18 protein-coding genes and 1 pseudogene are annotated in these 16,866 nt (G+C 76.1%); 13 read left to right on the forward strand and 6 right to left on the reverse strand.

Translation table 11 applies throughout. From position 1 onward, the window contains the following. Window positions 1–40 precede the first annotated feature (40 nt). Window positions 41–1,291: an APC family permease gene (locus G9H72_RS03035; RefSeq protein WP_166167122.1), complete on the forward strand. Its 1,251-nt coding sequence runs from the start codon at window positions 41–43 to the stop codon at window positions 1,289–1,291. 86 nt (window positions 1,292–1,377) lie between these two features. On the opposite strand, the gene G9H72_RS03040 is transcribed toward G9H72_RS03035, so the two are convergent. Together G9H72_RS03040 and G9H72_RS03045 are read right to left on the reverse strand one after the other, a co-directional pair. Beyond that, window positions 1,378–2,730: a PH domain-containing protein gene (locus G9H72_RS03040; RefSeq protein WP_166167125.1), complete on the reverse strand. Its 1,353-nt coding sequence runs from the start codon at window positions 2,728–2,730 to the stop codon at window positions 1,378–1,380. After that, entirely contained in the window at window positions 2,727–3,227 is a 501-nt protein-coding gene (locus tag G9H72_RS03045; RefSeq protein WP_331271922.1) for a PH domain-containing protein, read from the reverse strand. Before G9H72_RS03045 ends, G9H72_RS03040 begins: the two co-directional genes overlap by 4 nt. Before the next feature lie 53 nt (window positions 3,228–3,280). On the opposite strand from G9H72_RS03045, the gene G9H72_RS03050 reads away from it, so the two are divergent. Further along, entirely contained in the window at window positions 3,281–4,465 is a 1,185-nt protein-coding gene (locus tag G9H72_RS03050) for an NADH-quinone oxidoreductase subunit D (protein WP_331271923.1), read from the forward strand. A gap of 21 nt (window positions 4,466–4,486) precedes the next feature. On the opposite strand, the gene G9H72_RS03055 is transcribed toward G9H72_RS03050, so the two are convergent. From G9H72_RS03055 to G9H72_RS03070, 4 genes are all read right to left on the reverse strand, one after another. Continuing rightward, the gene (locus G9H72_RS03055) at window positions 4,487–5,005 is read right to left on the reverse strand and encodes a hypothetical protein (RefSeq protein WP_166167131.1); all 519 of its coding nucleotides are present in this window, start codon (window positions 5,003–5,005) and stop codon (window positions 4,487–4,489) included. Between the two features lie 186 nt (window positions 5,006–5,191). After that, complete coding sequence (locus tag G9H72_RS03060) at window positions 5,192–6,232, reverse strand: glycine betaine ABC transporter substrate-binding protein (RefSeq protein ID WP_331271924.1); 1,041 nt, start codon at window positions 6,230–6,232, stop codon at window positions 5,192–5,194. A 129-nt stretch (window positions 6,233–6,361) separates the two neighbouring features. Then, a complete protein-coding gene (locus tag G9H72_RS03065; protein ID WP_166167134.1) occupies window positions 6,362–7,078 on the reverse strand; it encodes an ABC transporter permease in 717 nt (238 codons plus the stop codon). Continuing rightward, the gene (locus tag G9H72_RS03070) at window positions 7,075–7,752 is read right to left on the reverse strand and encodes an ABC transporter permease (RefSeq protein ID WP_166167137.1); all 678 of its coding nucleotides are present in this window, start codon (window positions 7,750–7,752) and stop codon (window positions 7,075–7,077) included. Before G9H72_RS03070 ends, G9H72_RS03065 begins: the two co-directional genes overlap by 4 nt. Before the next feature lie 23 nt (window positions 7,753–7,775). Here G9H72_RS03070 and G9H72_RS03075 point away from each other — a divergent pair, with 23 nt between their 5' ends. From G9H72_RS03075 to G9H72_RS03125, 11 genes and pseudogenes are all read left to right on the forward strand, one after another. Then, the gene (locus tag G9H72_RS03075; RefSeq protein ID WP_166167140.1) at window positions 7,776–8,936 is read left to right on the forward strand and encodes an ABC transporter ATP-binding protein; all 1,161 of its coding nucleotides are present in this window, start codon (window positions 7,776–7,778) and stop codon (window positions 8,934–8,936) included. 72 nt (window positions 8,937–9,008) lie between these two features. Next, window positions 9,009–9,758 (forward strand): ZIP family metal transporter, encoded by a 750-nt coding sequence (locus G9H72_RS03080; protein ID WP_166167143.1) that lies wholly within the window; start codon window positions 9,009–9,011, stop codon window positions 9,756–9,758. A 51-nt stretch (window positions 9,759–9,809) separates the two neighbouring features. Further along, complete coding sequence (locus tag G9H72_RS03085) at window positions 9,810–10,439, forward strand: sigma-70 family RNA polymerase sigma factor (protein WP_166167146.1); 630 nt, start codon at window positions 9,810–9,812, stop codon at window positions 10,437–10,439. Further along, on the forward strand, window positions 10,423–11,499 hold the full coding sequence (locus G9H72_RS03090) for a hypothetical protein (protein WP_166167149.1): 1,077 nt from the start codon (window positions 10,423–10,425) through the stop codon (window positions 11,497–11,499). Before G9H72_RS03085 ends, G9H72_RS03090 begins: the two co-directional genes overlap by 17 nt. Next, complete coding sequence (locus G9H72_RS03095; RefSeq protein ID WP_331271925.1) at window positions 11,496–12,491, forward strand: ABC transporter ATP-binding protein; 996 nt, start codon at window positions 11,496–11,498, stop codon at window positions 12,489–12,491. Before G9H72_RS03090 ends, G9H72_RS03095 begins: the two co-directional genes overlap by 4 nt. Continuing rightward, complete coding sequence (locus tag G9H72_RS03100; RefSeq protein WP_166167152.1) at window positions 12,488–13,348, forward strand: ABC transporter permease; 861 nt, start codon at window positions 12,488–12,490, stop codon at window positions 13,346–13,348. The genes G9H72_RS03095 and G9H72_RS03100 overlap by 4 nt, the downstream gene beginning before the upstream one ends. Before the next feature lie 181 nt (window positions 13,349–13,529). Beyond that, a pseudogene (locus G9H72_RS23310) lies at window positions 13,530–13,934 on the forward strand (YciI family protein). Continuing rightward, the gene (locus G9H72_RS03110) at window positions 13,931–15,103 is read left to right on the forward strand and encodes an RNA polymerase sigma factor (RefSeq protein ID WP_166167155.1); all 1,173 of its coding nucleotides are present in this window, start codon (window positions 13,931–13,933) and stop codon (window positions 15,101–15,103) included. The pseudogene G9H72_RS23310 and the gene G9H72_RS03110 overlap by 4 nt, the downstream one beginning before the upstream one ends. Before the next feature lie 98 nt (window positions 15,104–15,201). Then, complete coding sequence (locus tag G9H72_RS03115; RefSeq protein ID WP_166167158.1) at window positions 15,202–15,927, forward strand: hypothetical protein; 726 nt, start codon at window positions 15,202–15,204, stop codon at window positions 15,925–15,927. Window positions 15,928–16,000: 73 nt separating this feature from the next. Beyond that, window positions 16,001–16,576, forward strand: a complete 576-nt coding sequence (locus G9H72_RS03120; protein WP_166167161.1) for a dienelactone hydrolase family protein — start codon at window positions 16,001–16,003, stop codon at window positions 16,574–16,576. Between the two features lie 69 nt (window positions 16,577–16,645). Next, window positions 16,646–16,816, forward strand: a complete 171-nt coding sequence (locus G9H72_RS03125) for a hypothetical protein (protein WP_166167164.1) — start codon at window positions 16,646–16,648, stop codon at window positions 16,814–16,816. Window positions 16,817–16,866 lie beyond the last annotated feature (50 nt).

Below are 16,866 nucleotides of genomic sequence, written 5' to 3' on the forward strand. Positions count from 1 at the left end.
GCGGCACCTGCCGTTCACGTCCGCCGGACACACTGCCCGGGTGAGCTCTGCAGCCGCCGCACCGGAGGGGCCCGCGCTCCGGCGCGAGCTCGGGGTCGCCGACGCCGTCCTCGTCGGGCTCGGCGCGATGCTGGGCGCCGGCGTCTTCGCCGCCTTCGCCCCCGCCGCCGGGGCGGCCGGGACAGGGCTGCTGCTCGCACTGGCCGTCGCGGCCGTCGTCGCCTACTGCAATGCCACGTCGACGGCCGCGCTCGCCGCGGCCCACCCGCAGGCGGGCGGCGCGTACCTCTACGGCCGGCGGCAGCTCGGCCCGGTGTGGGGGTACGTCGCCGGCTGGGGCTTCGTCGTCGGCAAGACCGCCAGCTGCGCGGCCATGGCGCTCACCGCCGGGGCGTACGCCTGGCCGGGGCACCCGCGCCTCGCGGCCGTCGTCGCCGCCGGGGCGCTGACCGCCGTCAACTACCGGGGGATCACGCGGACGGCCGCTCTCAACCGGGCCCTGGTCACGGTCACGCTGGGGTCGCTGGCCCTGGTCGTCGCCGGCTGCCTGGCCGGCGGCGCGACGGACGCGGCCAACCTGCGGCTGCAGGGCTTCGACGGCTACGGGGTGCTGCAGGCCGCCGGGCTGCTCTTCTTCGCCTTCGCGGGCTACGCGCGCATCGCCACGCTCGGCGAGGAGGTGCGCGACCCCGCCCGGACGATCCCGCGCGCCGTGCCCGTCGCCCTCGGCGTCGTCGTCGTGGTCTACGCCCTCGTCGGGGTCAGCGTCCTGCTCGTGCTCGGCGCGGGCGGCGTCGCCACGTCCGCCGCGCCGCTGCGCGACGCGGTGGCCGCCGGCAGCCTCGACGGGCTCTCACCCCTGGTCCGCGTCGGGGCCGTCACGGCCGCGCTCGGGGTCCTGCTCAGCGCCATGGCGGGCGTCGGCCGCACCACGCTGGCGATGGCCCGGGACCGTGAGCTGCCGCCGGCCCTCGCGGCCGTGCACCCGCGCTTCGGCGTGCCGCACCGGGCCGAGCTCGCTCTCGGGGCGGTGGTCGTCGCGATCGTCTGCGTCGCCGACATCCGCGGGGCGATCGGCTTCTCCGGGCTCGGCGTCCTCGTCTACTACGCGGTCGCCAACGCCGGCGCGTGGACGCTGCCGGCGCGTACCGCCCTGCGGCGCCCGGTCGCAGCGGTCGGGCTCACGGGTTGCCTGGTGCTGGCCGCCACCCTGCCCTGGGCGAGCGTCGTGGCCGGGGTCGCCGTCCTGGCGCTCGGCCTGCTGCTGCGGGCTGCTGCCCGCGCCCGGTGACCCCAGCTCCTCGACCGTCGCCGTGGCGCGAGCTCGAGGACAGCCGTCGACCGCCGCGTGTCGTGCGGCGGCCTTGCTCGCGGGCGTCAGCCCTCGGGCCGCTCCGCCCACCGCTCCGGCACGGCCCGCCGGCGGGCCGCCCGTGCCAGCTCCACCTCGCGGGCCAGCAGCTCGCGCGCCTCGACCGCGTCGCGGTGGTCGGCGTACGGGCGGATGCCGGGCGGCAGGTCGATGTGGAGGGAGGCGAGGCCGAGCCGGCGCTGCACCGGGCCCTGCGTCACCCGGACCGACTGCGCCTTGGCGTGCGGCACGACGTCGAGCTCGCGGCGGAGGACGCCGCGCGTCGACACGAACACCTTGTCGTCGGCGCCGACCGCCAGGCCCCTCCACGCGACCGGGTCGATCGAGCGCGCGCGGCGCGGCACGCCGGCCAGGGGCACCGCCTCCGGGCCGGGGTGCGGCCCCACCTCGGCCTGGAGCACCAGCCGGACCAGGTCGTACGCCTCCGCCCGCGGCGCGACCGGCAGCAGCGCGCTGCTCTCCGACGCCGCCTCCTTGCCGTAGCCGGCCACGGACACCTCCACCCGCACCCACCCGCGCGCCCGCCACAGCAGCGGCGAGACGATGCGCAGCGCCTGCACCCGGCCCGGTGGAACGGTCTGGGCGCGCGTCTCCAGCAGCCCGCGCCGCAGCCGAAGCCCGTCCGGCGAACCGGCAATCGTGAAATCGAACTCGCTGATCAGCCGTTGTGCCATCCCGCCGCCGAGGGGGATCAGGACGGGCAGGATCGCGAAGGCGAAGCTCGGCTCGCCTGTCATGGCCACGCCGACCAGCAGCGCCACCGCGAGCACGCCCGACACGATGGTGGGCATCGACAGCAGCACGGAGCCGAGAAGCCGCCCCGGGGGGACCTTGTGCAGCACGACCTCCGGGGCCTCCGGGGCGTCCTCCCCCTCCGCGGCACGGACCCCGGCAGCGCGGGCGAGCAGCTCGGCGCGCAGCCGCACGGCCGCGTCCTCGGACAGGTAGGCGAGGCCACCCTCGCTCGCCTTGCCCCCCACGACCTCCAGCCGCAGCTCCGCCAGCCCCAGCACCCGGCCCAGCAGCGGGCGTACGACGTCGACGGCCTGCAGCCGGTCGAGCCGCACGCGCCGCGACCGCCGGAAGAGCGCGCCGCTCTCGATGAGCAGCTCCTCCCCGTCGAAGCCGAACCGGGTGAACAGCCACGCCACCCAGCCGTAGACGAGGGCGAGCGGCACGACGGCGGCGAGCGCGACGAGCATCGGCAGCGGCGAGCCGCCCCGCCCGTCGGCCGCCTGCTGGCCGAGGATCGCCACGATCACCGCGAGCGCCTTCCAGCCCCGGACGAACGGCGTCAGCGGGTGGAGGCGGCGCAGCTCGACGGCCCGGCCGGTGCCGGCCGCGACGGGCTCGCTCACAGGCCCGCCGCGCGGGCCTCGCCACGGGCGGCCAGCCGGTCGCGCAACCGGGCGGCCTCGGCCGGGGTCAGCCCCGGGATGGACGCGTCGGTCGTGGCCGAGGCGGTGTGCAGCTGGACCCGAGCGACCCCCGCGGCCCGGTCGAGCGGGCCGGCCGTGACGTCCACGAACTGCATCCGGCCGTACGGCACCACCACGAGCCTGCGGAAGAGCACGCCGTTGCGCAGCAGCAGGTCGTCGTCCCGCTCCGCGTAGCCCCACGCCGCCACCTGGCGGCCGACGACGACCCAGGCCCACGCCAGCAGCGCGGCCCCGACGACGACCGGGACCGCCGCCCACCCCGGCGCGGCCACCAGGGCCAGCAGCACCGCGGAGCCCAGGGCCGGGACGCCGATCAGCGCCGCCGCCAGCCCGCGGCGCACGGTCGCCAGCCGCGGCGACACCGGGTGCCACGGGGTGCCGGGCGGGTCGAAGGCGTCAGCACCCGTCGTGTCCACGCTGGGGAGCCTAGGTGCTCGCCCCCCGGCGCCCGGTGACACCATTGCCGCCCGTGCCCGAACTCGTCGTCGGCGTCGGCCTGACGTCTGCCGCAGCCCCGGGAGCCGCCGTCGAGGGCGGCCACCCCTCGCGGGCCGACCTCGTCCTGCCGATCGGCCAGCACCACCCGTCCGCCCACGGCGCGTTCCGGCTGCGGCTGCAGGTCGAGGACGAGGTCGTCGTGGCGGCCGAGCCGGTCGTCGGCTACATGCACCGCGGGGCCGAGAAGCTCTTCGAGGTGCGCGACTACCGCCAGGTCATCGTCCTGGCCAACCGGCACGACTGGCTCTCGGCGTTCGCCAACGAGCTCGGCGTCGTGCTGGCCGTGGAGCGGATGCTCGGGCTCGACCCGCCCGAGCGCGCGGTCTGGGTACGCACCCTGCTCGCCGAGCTCAACCGGGTGCTCGCCGCGCTGATGTTCCTCGCGTCCCCGCCGGACCCGGCGCGTGCCGACGCCGCGACGACGACGTACCCGGACATCCTCGCGCTGCGCGAGACCCTCCAGGCCGTGCTGGAGGAGGTGTCCGGCGGCCGCGTGCACTTCATGTTCAACCGGGTCGGCGGGCTGAAGGAGGACCTGCCGGACGGCTGGACGGGCCGGGCCCGCGCGGCCGTGGCGCACGTGCGGTCCCAGTGGCCGGCGGTCGAGGCCGTGTCGGTCGGGGACGAGCGGTTCCGGGACCGGCTGCGCGGGGTGGGCGTGCTGACCCGAACGGACGCGCTGGCGTACGGCGCGAGCGGCCCGGTCGCGCACGCGAGCGGGGTCGCGGCCGATCTGCGCCGCGACGCGCCCTACCTGGCGTACGGGGAGCTCGACGTCCCCGCCGTGACCCGGGCCGAGGGCGACAGCCTGGCGCGGTTCGAGGTGCTGGCCGAGCAGGCGCGGGTCGCGCTCGACCTGGCCGACGCCTGCCTGGACCGGCTCGCGGCGTTGCCGCCGGGCCCGGTGGACGTCCGGCTGCCGAAGGTGCTGACCGTCCCGGAGGGGTCGGCGTACGCCGTGACGGAGAACCCGCTCGGGCTCAACGGCTACTACCTGGTGAGCCGCGGCGAGAAGGTGCCGTGGCGGCTGAAGCTGCGTAGCGCGTCGTTCGGCAACGTGCAGGCGCTGGAGGCGCTGCTGCCCGGGTGCCGGGTGCAGGACCTGGTGCCGGTGCTCTGCTCGCTGTTCTTCGTCACCGGCGACATGGACCGGTGAGCGCAGCTCAGCCCGCGGGTGTCAGGCGGCGCGGGTGCGGCCGTTGACCCGCCGCAGCGGGATGACGATGGGCAGCGGGCCGGAGTGCGTGCCGGCCGTCCCCGACGCCGGGTAGGCCAGCGCGTGCGACGCGACCGCCGCGGCGTCGCGGGCCGCCTGCGCGGCGACGACCTCCGCCTGGGCCTGCAGCAGCTGCGCCTTCACCGCGCCGAGCCGGGACCTGGTGCCCGAGAGCTCCGCGCGCAGGGCCTGCAGCTCGCCGGTCAGGGCCTCGACCTGGCTGCGCAGCGCGGCGGCCTCGACGGCCAGCTCCGGGGCGGCAGCGGCGGGCTGCGGCACGGCGTGGAGCTCCGGCTGCGGCGCGACAACGCCGGGCGCGGGGGCCGGAGCGGCCTGCGCGAGCGCGGGGGCGGCGGGCGCGGCCGTCACCGCCGGGCGGGCAGCGCGCTGGGCCGGCACCGCGCGTCGCCCGGTGAGGAGCGCCGAGAGCCGCGAGACGAGACGGGCGAAGCGCGAGGGGCGGCGATGCCGGGCAGACATGGGGCCAAGGATACGGGCACCGGCGTGTCCAGCCGACGCGCGGCGCGCGGGCGACCCGTTCGGCTGACGGGCCGCCCGGCACCGGAACGGTGCGCAGACGCCCGCCGGCGCGCTGACCGGGCGGGTCGCCCGGGACCAGCGCGCTCGACGGGGTGCGCGGGAGCGGGACGAGCCGCCCCGGGGCGCTCAGCCCGCGCTGAGCGCGCCGTCGGAGCTGAAGACGAGGCCCAGCGAGGCGCGGCCCTGCTTGAGCGCGGCCTGGGTCAGCGGGCCGCCGGCGTCGAGCGGGGTGAACGACTCGAAGCTCAGGCCGTACGTCTCCTCCAGCCCGGGCTGGCAGAACGGGCGCTCCGGGCACTCGGGCGGCCCGGCGAGGACCAGCCCGGAGCCGCACGCGGCCGCCAGCTCCGAGAGCGTCGAGACCGAGTGCTCGTCGGCGAAGGCCTTGGTGACCGCGAACGCGTTCTGGTCGGCGGCCTCGGAGGCCTCGCCGAACGCCAGCCCGGCCGACTCGCCCAGCCTCGTCAGCGCCGTGACCGTCGCGTCGAGGTCGCTGCTGGCCTGGGCCGGGGCGTTCGCGCCGTTCTCCTGCTTGTTGAGGAACTCGGTCAGCGTCCCGACGTACTCCGGGACGACCTGGACCTGGCCCTTGGTCAGCGCCGGCAGGTAGACCTCGCGGTTGCCGATCGTGCGGGTCGAGGCGTCGAAGCCGGCCGCGTCCAGCGTGAGCGCGTAGATCTCGGCGATCGTCTGGTTCTCGGCGAAGTTCGCCGCGCCGACGACCACCTTGCCCGACCCGCCGGACAGCCCCTGCGCGAGGCCCTTCTCGGCGACGTAGTCCTCGGCGACGTTCGGGGACGTCTCGCGGTCGACGACCACTCGCCGGTTGAGCGCCACCAGGTCGTCGGTGGTCAACACGGCCGAGACCTTGTCCAGCGCGGTGACGAGCGGCTCCGTCGCCGACTTGGCGGTGATCGCCGGGATGATGTTGTCGACCGTCTGCAGCTTCTGGTCGTCGTCGAGCACGACCAGCTCGTCCCCGGCCACCGGCTCGCACGAGCCCGTGCCCGCCGCGGGCGCGCTCCCCGTCGCGCTGGCCGCCGGCGCCGCCGCCCCCTCGTCCGAGGAGGAGCCCTCCTCGCCGCACGCCGCGAGGGCGGTCACGGCGACCGCCACCAACGCCACGCGGAAGGCCTTGCCCCGCCCGCCCTGAATGGTCCTGCGCACCACGTGCTCCTCGCGTCGGTCGCGCCGCCCCTCTGCTCGAGGCGGCGATGGGGGCCACGCGGCTCCCACCGCGACCCACCCCACATGACGGGCGCAGCTGACGCAAGGCGGCTTTCTATTCCGCTCGCATCACGGACGCGCGGGGACGGGATCGGACAGCTCCACCGGCCGAGGACGGCGGGCCGCGAGCGACCGGCCGGGCGTGACGGCCCACTGGGCCGCGGCCAGCAGCCCCTCCGCGGCCAGCGCCAGTGCCGCGACGAGGAGCGCGACGGCGAGCGTCTGCCCGTAGTCCTGCGTGCTGAAGCCGGACCGGATCAGCCGCCCCAGGCCGCCGCCTCCGACGTACGCCGCCAGCGGCGCCGTCGCGAGGACCTGCACCACCGCGGTCCGGATGCCGGCCATGAGCAGCGGCAGCGCCAGCGGGAGCTCGACGCGGAGCAGCGTCTGCAGCCCGGACAGCCCCATGCCGCGAGCGGCCTCCACGACGTCGCGGTCGACGCCCCGCACGCCGACGTAGGCGTTCGCGAGCATCGGCGGCGCCGCGAACAGCGCCAGGGCGTAGATCGTGGGGGCGTTGCCGAGGTCGCCGGTCGCGACGACCAGGATCGTCAGCGCCGCCAGCGTCGGCACGGCCCGGGACGCGTTGGTCAGCGCGACGGTCAGCGTGCCGCCGCGCCCGGCGTGGCCGAGCCAGACACCGAGCGGCAGGGCGAGCACCGCGCCGAGCAGGACGGCCAGCCCGGTGATCTCCAGGTGCTCGACCAACCGGGCCGTGACCCCGTCGGGCCCCTTCCAGTTGAGCGGGTCGTTGAGCCAGGTGAAGGCGTCGGACAGGTAGCTCATGCCGCAGCCCTCCCCCGCGCCCAGGGCACGAGCAGGCGGGTCGCGAGCTGCAGCAGCAGGTCGAGCAGCAGCGCGAGCAGCACGCAGAGCGCGGTGGCGGTGAAGATCTGCGCCTTGTAGAAGTTGTTGTCGAAGCCGCTGACGATCAGCCCGCCCAGCGCGCCGTAGCCGACGACCACGCCGACCGTGACCAGCGCGACGGTGGAGACCGTCGCCAGCCGGATGCCGGTCATCACCGCGGGCAGCGCTATCGGCAGCTCGACCACCAGCAGCATGCGCACCGGGCCGTACCCCATGCCGCGGGCCGCCTCGCGGACCTCGTCGGGCACGCCGTCGAGGCCGGCGAGCACGTTGCGCACGAGCAGCAGCAGGGCGTACATCACCAGCCCGATGAGCACGGTGCGGGCGCCGATGCCGGTCCAGGGCGCCAGCAGCGAGAACAGCGCGAGCGAGGGGATCGTGTAGAGCACGCCCGCGGTGCCGATCACCGGCCCGCGCAGCCACCGCCAGCGCCGCGCGACGACCGCCAGCGGCAGCGCGATCAGCGTCCCGATCACGACCGTCGTCAGCGTCAGCGTGACGTGCTGCTCGAGAGCGGTCAGGATGGTGTCGCGGTTGTCGCGGACGTACCCCCAGTCCACCCAAGGGTTCTGGGCAGCGGAGGAGAGGGCCACGGATGGACGCTACCGGGGATTCGATGATCAGTCTCGACGGCGTGGGCAAGCGCTACGCCGACGGCACGGTGGCCGTGCAGAGCCTCGACCTGGACGTGCGGGCCGGAGAGCTCGTCGCCCTCGTCGGCCCGTCCGGGTGCGGCAAGACGACGACGTTGAAGATGATCAACCGGCTCATCGAGCCGACCAGCGGGCGGATCCTGCTCGACGGCGAGGACGTGACGAGCGCCGACCCGGTCGCGCTGCGGCGGCGGATCGGCTACGTGATCCAGCAGGTCGGGCTCTTCCCGCACAAGACGATCCTGGACAACACCGCCACCGTCCCCCGGCTGCTCGGATGGGACCGCAAGCGCGCCCGCGCCCGTGCCGCCGAGCTGCTCGAGCTGGTGGGGCTGGACCCGAAGCTGTACGCCAACCGCTACCCCGCCCAGCTGTCCGGCGGGCAGCGCCAGCGCGTCGGGGTGGCCCGGGCGCTCGCGGCGGACCCGCCGGTGCTCCTCATGGACGAGCCGTTCGGCGCGGTCGACCCGGTGGTCCGCGACCGGCTGCAGGCCGAGTTCCTCCGGCTGCAGGAGGAGGTCCGCAAGACGATCGTGCTCGTCACCCACGACCTGGACGAGGCGGTCCGGATGGCCGACCGCATCTGCGTGCTGAGCCAGGGCGGGCACGTGGAGCAGTACGACACCCCGTCCAACGTCCTGGGCTCGCCGGCCACCGGCTTCACCGCGGAGTTCGTCGGCGCCGACCGCGGGCTCAAGCGGCTGTCGGTCACCCCCATCGCGGACGGCGACCTCGAGCAGCCCCCCGTGGTCCGCACCTCCGCGCCGGTCGGCGAGGCCGCGCAGGTGCTGCGCCGGGAAGGGGCGGCGTGGGCCGTCTGCCTGGACGACGCCGGGGCGCTGCGCGGCTGGATCGGGGTGGCGGACACCGTGCGGGGGTCGGGCACGGTCGCCGACGTCTGCCACCGGATGGAGGCGTGGGTGCCGGCGCGCGCCTCGCTCAAGCAGGCGTTCCAGGAGATGCTCCAGTACGACGCGGGCTGGGTCGCGGTGCTCGACGGCGAGCGGTACGTCGGCGTGCTCACCCCGCGCACGCTGCACGAGGCGCTCCGGCGCAGCGTCGAGGCGCAGGTCGCGGGCGTACGCCTCGAGGACGCCGCGGTCGACGTCGTCCCCAGCGCCTGACGCTTCGCGCTCCGGCCCGGTGGGCAGGGAGGGGCGGGCGCGGCGAGCGCGGCGCCGGAAAGGGGCCGTCCGATGCCGTTGGAGCTGCAGGCCGGGCTGTGGGGGCTCGTCGGCGGCCTCGCCCTGGTGCTGGGCGCGCTCGTCGCCTGGTTCGTGCGCGTCCCCCAGCGCGTCGTCGCCGCGATCATGGCCTTCGGCGCCGGCGTGCTCATCTCGGCGCTCGCCTTCGAGCTGGTCGACGAGGCCGAGCGCACCGGCGGGCTGGGCCCGACCATCGGCGGCTTCCTCGGCGGCGCTGTCGTCTACTCGCTGGCCAACGTGCTGCTGGCCCGGCAGGGGGCCCGGCACCGCAAGCGCTCGCAGGACCAGCAGCCCTCGGAGGAGGAGGACTCCGGCAGCGGCGCGGCGATCGCGGTCGGGGCACTGTTGGACGGCATCCCCGAGTCCGTCGTCCTCGGCCTGTCGCTGCTCGGCGGCGGCGGGGTCGGGGTCGGGGTCCTCGCGGCGGTCTTCATCTCCAACGTGCCGGAGGGGCTCTCCAGCGCCGCCGGCATGAAGCGGGCGGGGCGCAGCCCGGCGTACGTGTTCGGGGTGTGGGGCGGCATCGCGCTCGCGAGCGGGCTGGCCGCGCTGATCGGCGCGCTCGTCCTGCAGGGCGCCTCGGACGCGACGGTCGCCGCGATCACCGCGGTCGCCGCGGGGGCGATCCTCGCCATGCTGGCCGACACCATGATCCCCGAGGCGTTCGAGAAGGCGGGCCTCTTCACCGGGCTCATCACCACGCTCGGCTTCCTCACCGCGTTCGCCGTCGACCGCGCCTGACGCCGCCGCAAGCCGCTGTCACATTCCCGCCGCCGGCGGTGCTTCAGGAGCATGGAACTGATACGGCACGGAGGAGCGGCCGCGGCCGTGGCCGTGGCGGCCGCAGCGGCGGTGCGCGCGGACACGCCCACCGCGGTCCAGCCCGAACGGAGGGGGCGCGAGGTGGCGGGAACGGCCGGCGGGCCGGTGCGCGCCGACCTGGAGGACGTCTTCCGGCGCGACTACCAGCGGGTGGTCGGCGTCGCCGCGCGCGTGCTGGGCGACCGGCACCAGGCCGAGGACGTCGCCCAGGAGGTCTTCCTGTCCTTCAGCCGCTCGTCCGTTCCGGCCGCCGAGGCGCGCGGCTGGCTCTCGGTCGCCGCGGCCCACACCGCGCTCAACCTCATCCGCTCGGGGCGGCGCCGGGCGTCCCGGGAGGAGACCGCGGCCGCGGCCGAGGAGGCCGTCGTGCCCGACGTCGCGCAGGCCGTGGTGACGCTCGAGGAGCGCCGCCGCGTACGCGCGGCCCTCGCCCGGCTGCCGCGAAAGTCCGCGATCGCCCTCGTGCTGCGGCACAGCGGCCTGAGCTACACCGACGTCGCCACGGCGTTGGACATGTCCCCCGGCAGCGTCGGCACCACCGTGCGACGCGCCGAATCCGCCCTGCGCAAGGAGCTGGACCGTCATGCGTCACCCCACTGAGAGCGCGCTGCGCCGGCTGCTCGACGAGCCCGCCGGCGTGGCGGACGCCGACCGCCGCCACGTGCTCGACTGCACCCGGTGCCTGGGCCAGGTGGCCGAGCAGCGCCGGGACGCCGAGCGCGTCGGGGCCGCGCTCGAGACCCCCGCCCCCGTCGACGTGAAGGCCGGCTGGCAGCGGCTGGCCGCGGCCGCCGCGGCACCGGCGTCCCCCGCCCCGGCCCGGTCGCGGCCCACGCGCCCCCGCGCGCTGCTCCGCCGGCCCGCCGCGGCCGCGCTCGGCGTGGCCGTCGTGCTGGCCGGGGCCGGCACCGCGGCCGCCAACGACTGGCTGACCGTCTTCCGGACCGAGAAGGTCGCCCCCGTCGGCTTCGCCTCGGCCGACCTCGTCGCGCTGCCGGACCTGGAGGCGTACGGCGACATCACCGACGTCTCCGAGCCGCGGCTCAGCAGCGTCGACGACGCGTCCGCCGCCGCGGCGGCGAGCGGGCTCGACGTGCCGCGGGTCGGCGACCTGCCCCGCGGTGTCACGGGCGAGCCGGACTACCAGGTCGGCTCCCGGGCGAGCGCGACGTTCACGTTCTCCGCCGAGCAGGCCGCGCAGGCGGCCGCCGCCACCGGCGAGCAGCTGCCCCCGGTTCCGCCCGGGCTCGACGGCGCGTCGGTCCGGATGACCGCCGGCCCGGGCGTGGCCGAGGTGTGGGAGTCCTCGAGCGGCCTGCCCGCCCTCGTCGTGGCCCGGGCCGTGGCCCCGAGCGCGGACTCCTCCGGGGTGGCGTTCGCCCCGGTGCGCGACTACCTGCTCTCCCTGCCGGGGCTGCCGGTCGAGGTCGCCGCGCAGCTGCGGACCTTCACCGCGGACGGGTCGACGCTGCCGCTGCCGGTGCCGACGGACCAGGTGTCGATGCGCTCGGCGCAGGTCGACGGGGCCGAGGCGACCGTGCTGACCACCCGCGACACGGCGTTCTCGGCCGTCGTGTGGGTGTCGGACGGCCTCGTCACGGTCGTCGCCGGCTCCCCGGACGAGGACGAGCTGCTCACCGTCGCCCGGGAGCTCGGGTGACGGCAGGGCTCGAGGCTCCGGGCGAGGACCGGGCGCTGGGCGCGGAGGCACGGCTGGTCTCCGGCCTGCCCGCCGCGCCCGCGGCGTGGTGCTCGGGCCTGCGCAAGCGGTACGGCAAGCGGCAGGCCGTGGCCGACGTGTCCCTCGAGGTGGGGCGCGGCGAGATCGTCGGCCTGCTCGGGCCGAACGGCGCCGGCAAGACCTCGGTGATCAAGATGCTGCTCGGCCTGGTCCATCCCGACGGCGGCGAGGTCATGCTGCTCGGCCGGCCGGCCGGGGACCCCGCCGCCCGGGCGCGGGTCGGCTACCTGCCCGAGCTCTTCCGCTACCAGCCGTGGCTGAGCGCGGCCGAGGTGCTGGCGCTGCACGTCCGGCTCTCGGGCGCGGACGTGCCGGTGCCCGAGCAGCGCGAGCGGCTCGCGCTCGTCGGGCTCGCCGAGCGGTCCGGGGACCGGGTCGGCGGCTTCTCCAAGGGGATGCAGCAGCGGCTCGGGCTGGCGGTGGCGCTGGTGGCCCGGCCCGAGTTCGTCGTCCTCGACGAGCCGACCAGCGCGCTGGACCCGCTCGGCCGGGCGGACGTACGCGACATCGTGCTCGACCTGCGGGCCAACGGCGTGGCGGTGCTGCTCAACTCCCACCTCATCGGCGAGGTCGAGCGGGTCTGTGACCGCGTCGTCATCCTCGACCGGGGCCGCGTCGCGACCTCGGGGACGCTGACCGAGCTCCTCGGGCAGCGCGAGCTGCGGCTGCAGCTCACGGGGCTGACACCCGCGGCCGAGGCCCTGCTCGCCGCCGCCGGCGTGCTCGAGCGCGCGGGCGAGTGGGTCACGGTCGCGCTGCCGGCCGACGACGACGGAAGCGCGGTTCCGGCGTTGGTCGCCGGTCTGGTCGCCCGGGGAGTCGCGGTGCACGCGGTCGAGCCGGCGCGGATCACGCTGGAGGAGCGGCTGCTCGGCATCCTCCGCTCGTCCTCGGACGGAGGTGCCCGATGAGCACGCTGCGGGTCGTGGGGACCATTGCGGCGCTGACGCTGCGCGAGGCGGCCCGCCGCCGCGTGCTGCTGGCCCTCGGGGTGATGACCGTCCTGCTCCTCGCACTGAGCGCCTGGGGCTTCTCCCGGGTGGCGGCCGAGTCCGGCGACAGCACCCTGACCAGCGGTGAGGCGCGCCTGACCGCGTCCATACTCATCAACCTGGTGATGTTCGGCTTCAGCCTCATCGCCGCGCTCGGGACGGCGTTCCTCGCCGGGCCCACGCTGTCCGGCGAGACGGAGTCGGGCATCGCCCTGTCGGTGCTGGCCCGGCCCATCCGGCGCTCGGCGCTGCTGCTGGGCAAGTGGCTGGGGCTGGTGGCCTTCGGCTGCGGGTTCGTCGTCGTGGCCGGGCTCGCCCAGTGCGTGGTCGTCCACCTCACGGTGGACTACTGGCCCCCCGACCCGGCCACCGCGCTGGCCCTGCTGGGCGGGCAGACCGTCGTGCTGCTCACCCTCGCCCTGCTGCTGTCGACGGCCATCTCCCCCATGGCGTCCGGGGTGGTCGCCGTCGGGCTCTTCGGCACGACCTGGATCGCCGGTGTGGTCGGCGGCATCGGCGGCTCCCTCGACAACGAGGCGGTCGAGCGGGTCGGCTCCGTGTCGCGCATGCTGCTGCCCACCGACGGCCTCTGGCGCGGGGCCATGCACGGCTTCCAGGACCCGTCCGCGCTGGTGCAGTTCGGCGGCGCCGACTCCGAGGCCTTCCCGTTCCTCAGCGTCGCGCCGTTGACCCTCTCCTACCTGGCGTGGGCGGTCGTCTGGGTCGTCATGGTGTGGGCACTCGCCGCCGTGGTCTTCGAGCGCAAGGACCTGTAGCGGTCACCCCGCGGCTCGCTCCCGTCGCGCCAGCCCCGCTCCCCCTGCCCGAGGAGCGAGGCAGGGCCGGCGGGAGCAACGGACGAGGACTTCTCCGGCGCGGATGTCGAGAACGCCGGCCCTGCTCCGTCCCCGGGGCACAGCGGCCAGGATGGGCCGCACCGGCGCGAGGAGACCGACCATGAAGTACCTGCTGCTCAAGCACTACCGGGGAGCCCCCGCTCCGGTGAACGACGTGCCGATGGACAGGTGGGCGCCGCACGAGGTCACGGCTCACGTCCGCTTCATGCAGGAGTTCGCGGCGCGGCTCGTGGAGACCGGCGAGTTCGTCGATGCGCAGGCGCTCGCTCCCGAGGGCACCTGGGTCCGGTACGACGGGGACGGCCGCCCGCCCGTCACCGACGGCCCGTTCGCGGAGACCAAGGACCTGGTCGCCGGCTGAATGGCGATCGACGTCGACAGTCACGAGCGTGCGCTGGAGCTGGCCGCGGAGCTCTCGGCCGCGCCCGGGGCCGGCGGCCGCCCGATCCACGAGTGGCTCGAGCTGCGCCCCTTCCTCACCGAGCCCCCCACCGTCACCGAGTGAGCCTCCCGGGGGACGAGGCCCTGCTGCGCAGCCTGACCCCGGGCGTGCTGGGGGCCCTCGTCCGCCGCGGCGCCGACTTCGCCGCGGCCGAGGACGCCGTGCAGGAGGCGCTGGTGGAGGCGGTACGCAGCTGGCCGGCCGGCCCGCCGCGCGACCCGAAGGGCTGGCTCGTCACCGTGGCGTGGCGCCGCCTCCTCGACATGAGCCGCTCGGACGCCGCCCGGCGGCGGCGCGAGGAGCTCGCCGACGAGGAGCCGGCGCCCGGCCCGGCGCCCGACGTGGACGACACGCTGCAGCTCTACTTCCTCTGCGCGCACCCGTCATTGACCCCGTCGTCCGCGGTCGCACTGACGCTGCGGGCGGTGGGCGGGTTGACCACGCGCCAGATCGCGGCAGCGTACCTCGTGCCGGAGGCGACGATGGCGCAGCGCATCAGCCGGGCCAAGCGCACCGTCGCCGACGTCCGGCTCGACCGGCCCGGCGACGTGGCCACGGTGCTGCGCGTGCTCTACCTCGTGTTCAACGAGGGCTACTCCGGCGACCTCGACCTCGCGGCGGAGGCCATCCGGCTCACCCGCCAGCTCGCGGCCGGGGTCGAGCACCCCGAGGTGGCCGGGCTGCTCGCCCTGATGCTGCTGCACCACGCCCGGCGCGACGCCCGGACCGCTCCCGACGGCAGCCTCGTGCCGCTCGCGGCGCAGGACCGCACCCGGTGGGACACCACGCTGATCGCCGAGGGCGTCGCCGTCCTGCAGGCGGCGCTCGCCCGCGACCGGCTGGGCGAGTTCCAGGCCCAGGCGGCGATCGCCGCGCTGCACGCCGACGCCCCCACTGCCGAGGAGACCGACTGGGTGCAGATCGTGGAGTGGTACGACGAGCTCGCGCGCCTGACCGACAGCCCGGTCGTCCGGCTCAACCGCGCGGTGGCCGTCGGGCAGGCCGACGGCGCACCGGCCGGGTTGCGGGCGCTCGCGCAGGTGAGCCCGACGGTGCCGCGCCACGATGCGGTGGCGGCCCATCTGCACGAGCGCGCCGGCGACCTGCAGGTGGCAGCGGAGCTCTACGTCCAAGCCGCCCGACAAGCCTCCAACTCCCGGGAGAGGGACCATCTGCTGCGGCAGGCCGCGCGGTTGAACTCGCGCGGAACCGCCCGGCGCGAACAAGGGTGAGCGCCGCCCTCCCCGTCCGGGTGGGACCGAGGGACAGGGGAGTGAGATCGTCACGGGGGCCTTCACAGTGCCCGAACCGGCTCACCAGGGAGACGAAGATGTCGGATCGACCGGACCGCGCACGCAACCGACGGGCCGTCCTGGCTCTTGCCCCCGCAGTGCTCCTCGGCGCTCTCGTCCCGTCGCCCGCGAGCGCGGCCGCCCCGGCGCTGACCACCCAGCTGCTGACCGCGGCAGACCTGCCCGGCTTCACGGTCGCGGTGAAGCCCCAGCGCGAGGGCCTCGACGACTTCACGGAGGCCGGGCCGTGCGCCCTCGACGTGCCTGCGAGGTCGGTGGCGGCCTCCACCGTCCTGGACACGTCGACGACGTCGAAGGACAAGCGGCGGACGACGAGCCTGTCGGTCACCGAGACCGCACTGCGGATGCCGTCCGCGGAGGCGGCCGCCGCGGTCTTCGAGCAGATGCGTCGGGTACTGCCCGACTGCCTGCGGGCCGTGCCCGGCGACGAGGACGACGCCGAGGCCGCCCGCATGTCGGTGCGCGTCGGGGCGGCGCGCGCCGTCGAGGGCAGCTCCGCCGGCTTCCGGGTCGATGCCCACCTCAGCTCCACCGTCAGAGAGGACGGGACGCGTTTCACGTCCCGGCAGGCGCTCCGGCAGACCTACTACCTGGCCGGCACCACGATCGTCTCGCTCACGACGAGCCGCAGCGTGTCGGTGGTCCGCGAGAAGTCCATCTCGATCTCGGGCACCCTCGGCCCGGTCGTGAAGCGGGTGGCCGGGCAGGCCGCGGAGGCCGCCGTCGCGAAGGTCGCGGGGTGAGGGCGTGGGAGGACCGCCGGCCGCCGCCGTCCGCTGACCCCCACGGAAGCGACGGCACCGAGGGAGGGCCGGGATGGCAGACGTACTCCTGTTCCACCACGCTCAAGGGCTGACCGCCGGCGTCCAGGCGCTCGCCGGAAGGGCCCGCGCGGCCGGTCACACGGTGCACGTGCCGGACCTCTACGACGGGCGCACCTTCGACGACCTCGGGCCCGGAGTGCGCTACGCGCAGCAGGTCGGCTTCGACACGGTGCTCGAGCGAGGGCGCGCTGCGGCCGACGGGCTGCCGGACGGCCTGGTGTACGTCGGCCTCTCGCTCGGCGTGCTGCCGGCCCAACTGCTCGCGCAGACCCGCCCGGGCGCGCGCGGCGCGGTCCTGGTGGCGTCGTGCGTGCCCCCGGCCGAGCTCGCGAGCGCGTGGCCCGACGACGTCCCGGTCCAGGTGCACGGGATGGACGCCGACCCGGTCTTCGTCGACGAGGGGGACCTGGACGCGGCGCGCGCTCTCGTCGCCACCGCTTCCCAGGGCGAGCTGTTCCTGTATCCCGGCGAGGCCCACCTGTTCGTGGACGAGAGCCTTCCCGCGTACGCCCCGCAGGAGGCCGCGCTGTTCCTCGAGCGCCTGCTCTCGTTCCTCGCCGGACGCTGAGGCCGACAGCGGGCAGGCGCGCTCGGCGGCGCCCTTCCCGCGCCGCCGCTGCGGGGCCAGGATGCAGCCATGACGGCGTGGCGGCTGGTGTCCGGAATGGCCTGGCTCGTGCTGGGCGCCCTCGCGATCGCCTACCGGCAGCACGCCTTCGTCCGGGCGCGCATCGCGGCGCTCGGCGGGGTCGCGCTCGTGGCCATCGGCCTCGCCTCGATCGCCATCGGCATCGCCGGGACGAGCTGACCCTGCGGAGGGCCGGTCTGTGGCAGGGTCCGCCCGGGCCGGCGCCGGGG

Origin of the sequence: Motilibacter aurantiacus, assembly GCF_011250645.1 — a bacterium.
Lineage (GTDB): Bacteria > Actinomycetota > Actinomycetes > Motilibacterales > Motilibacteraceae > Motilibacter_A > Motilibacter_A aurantiacus.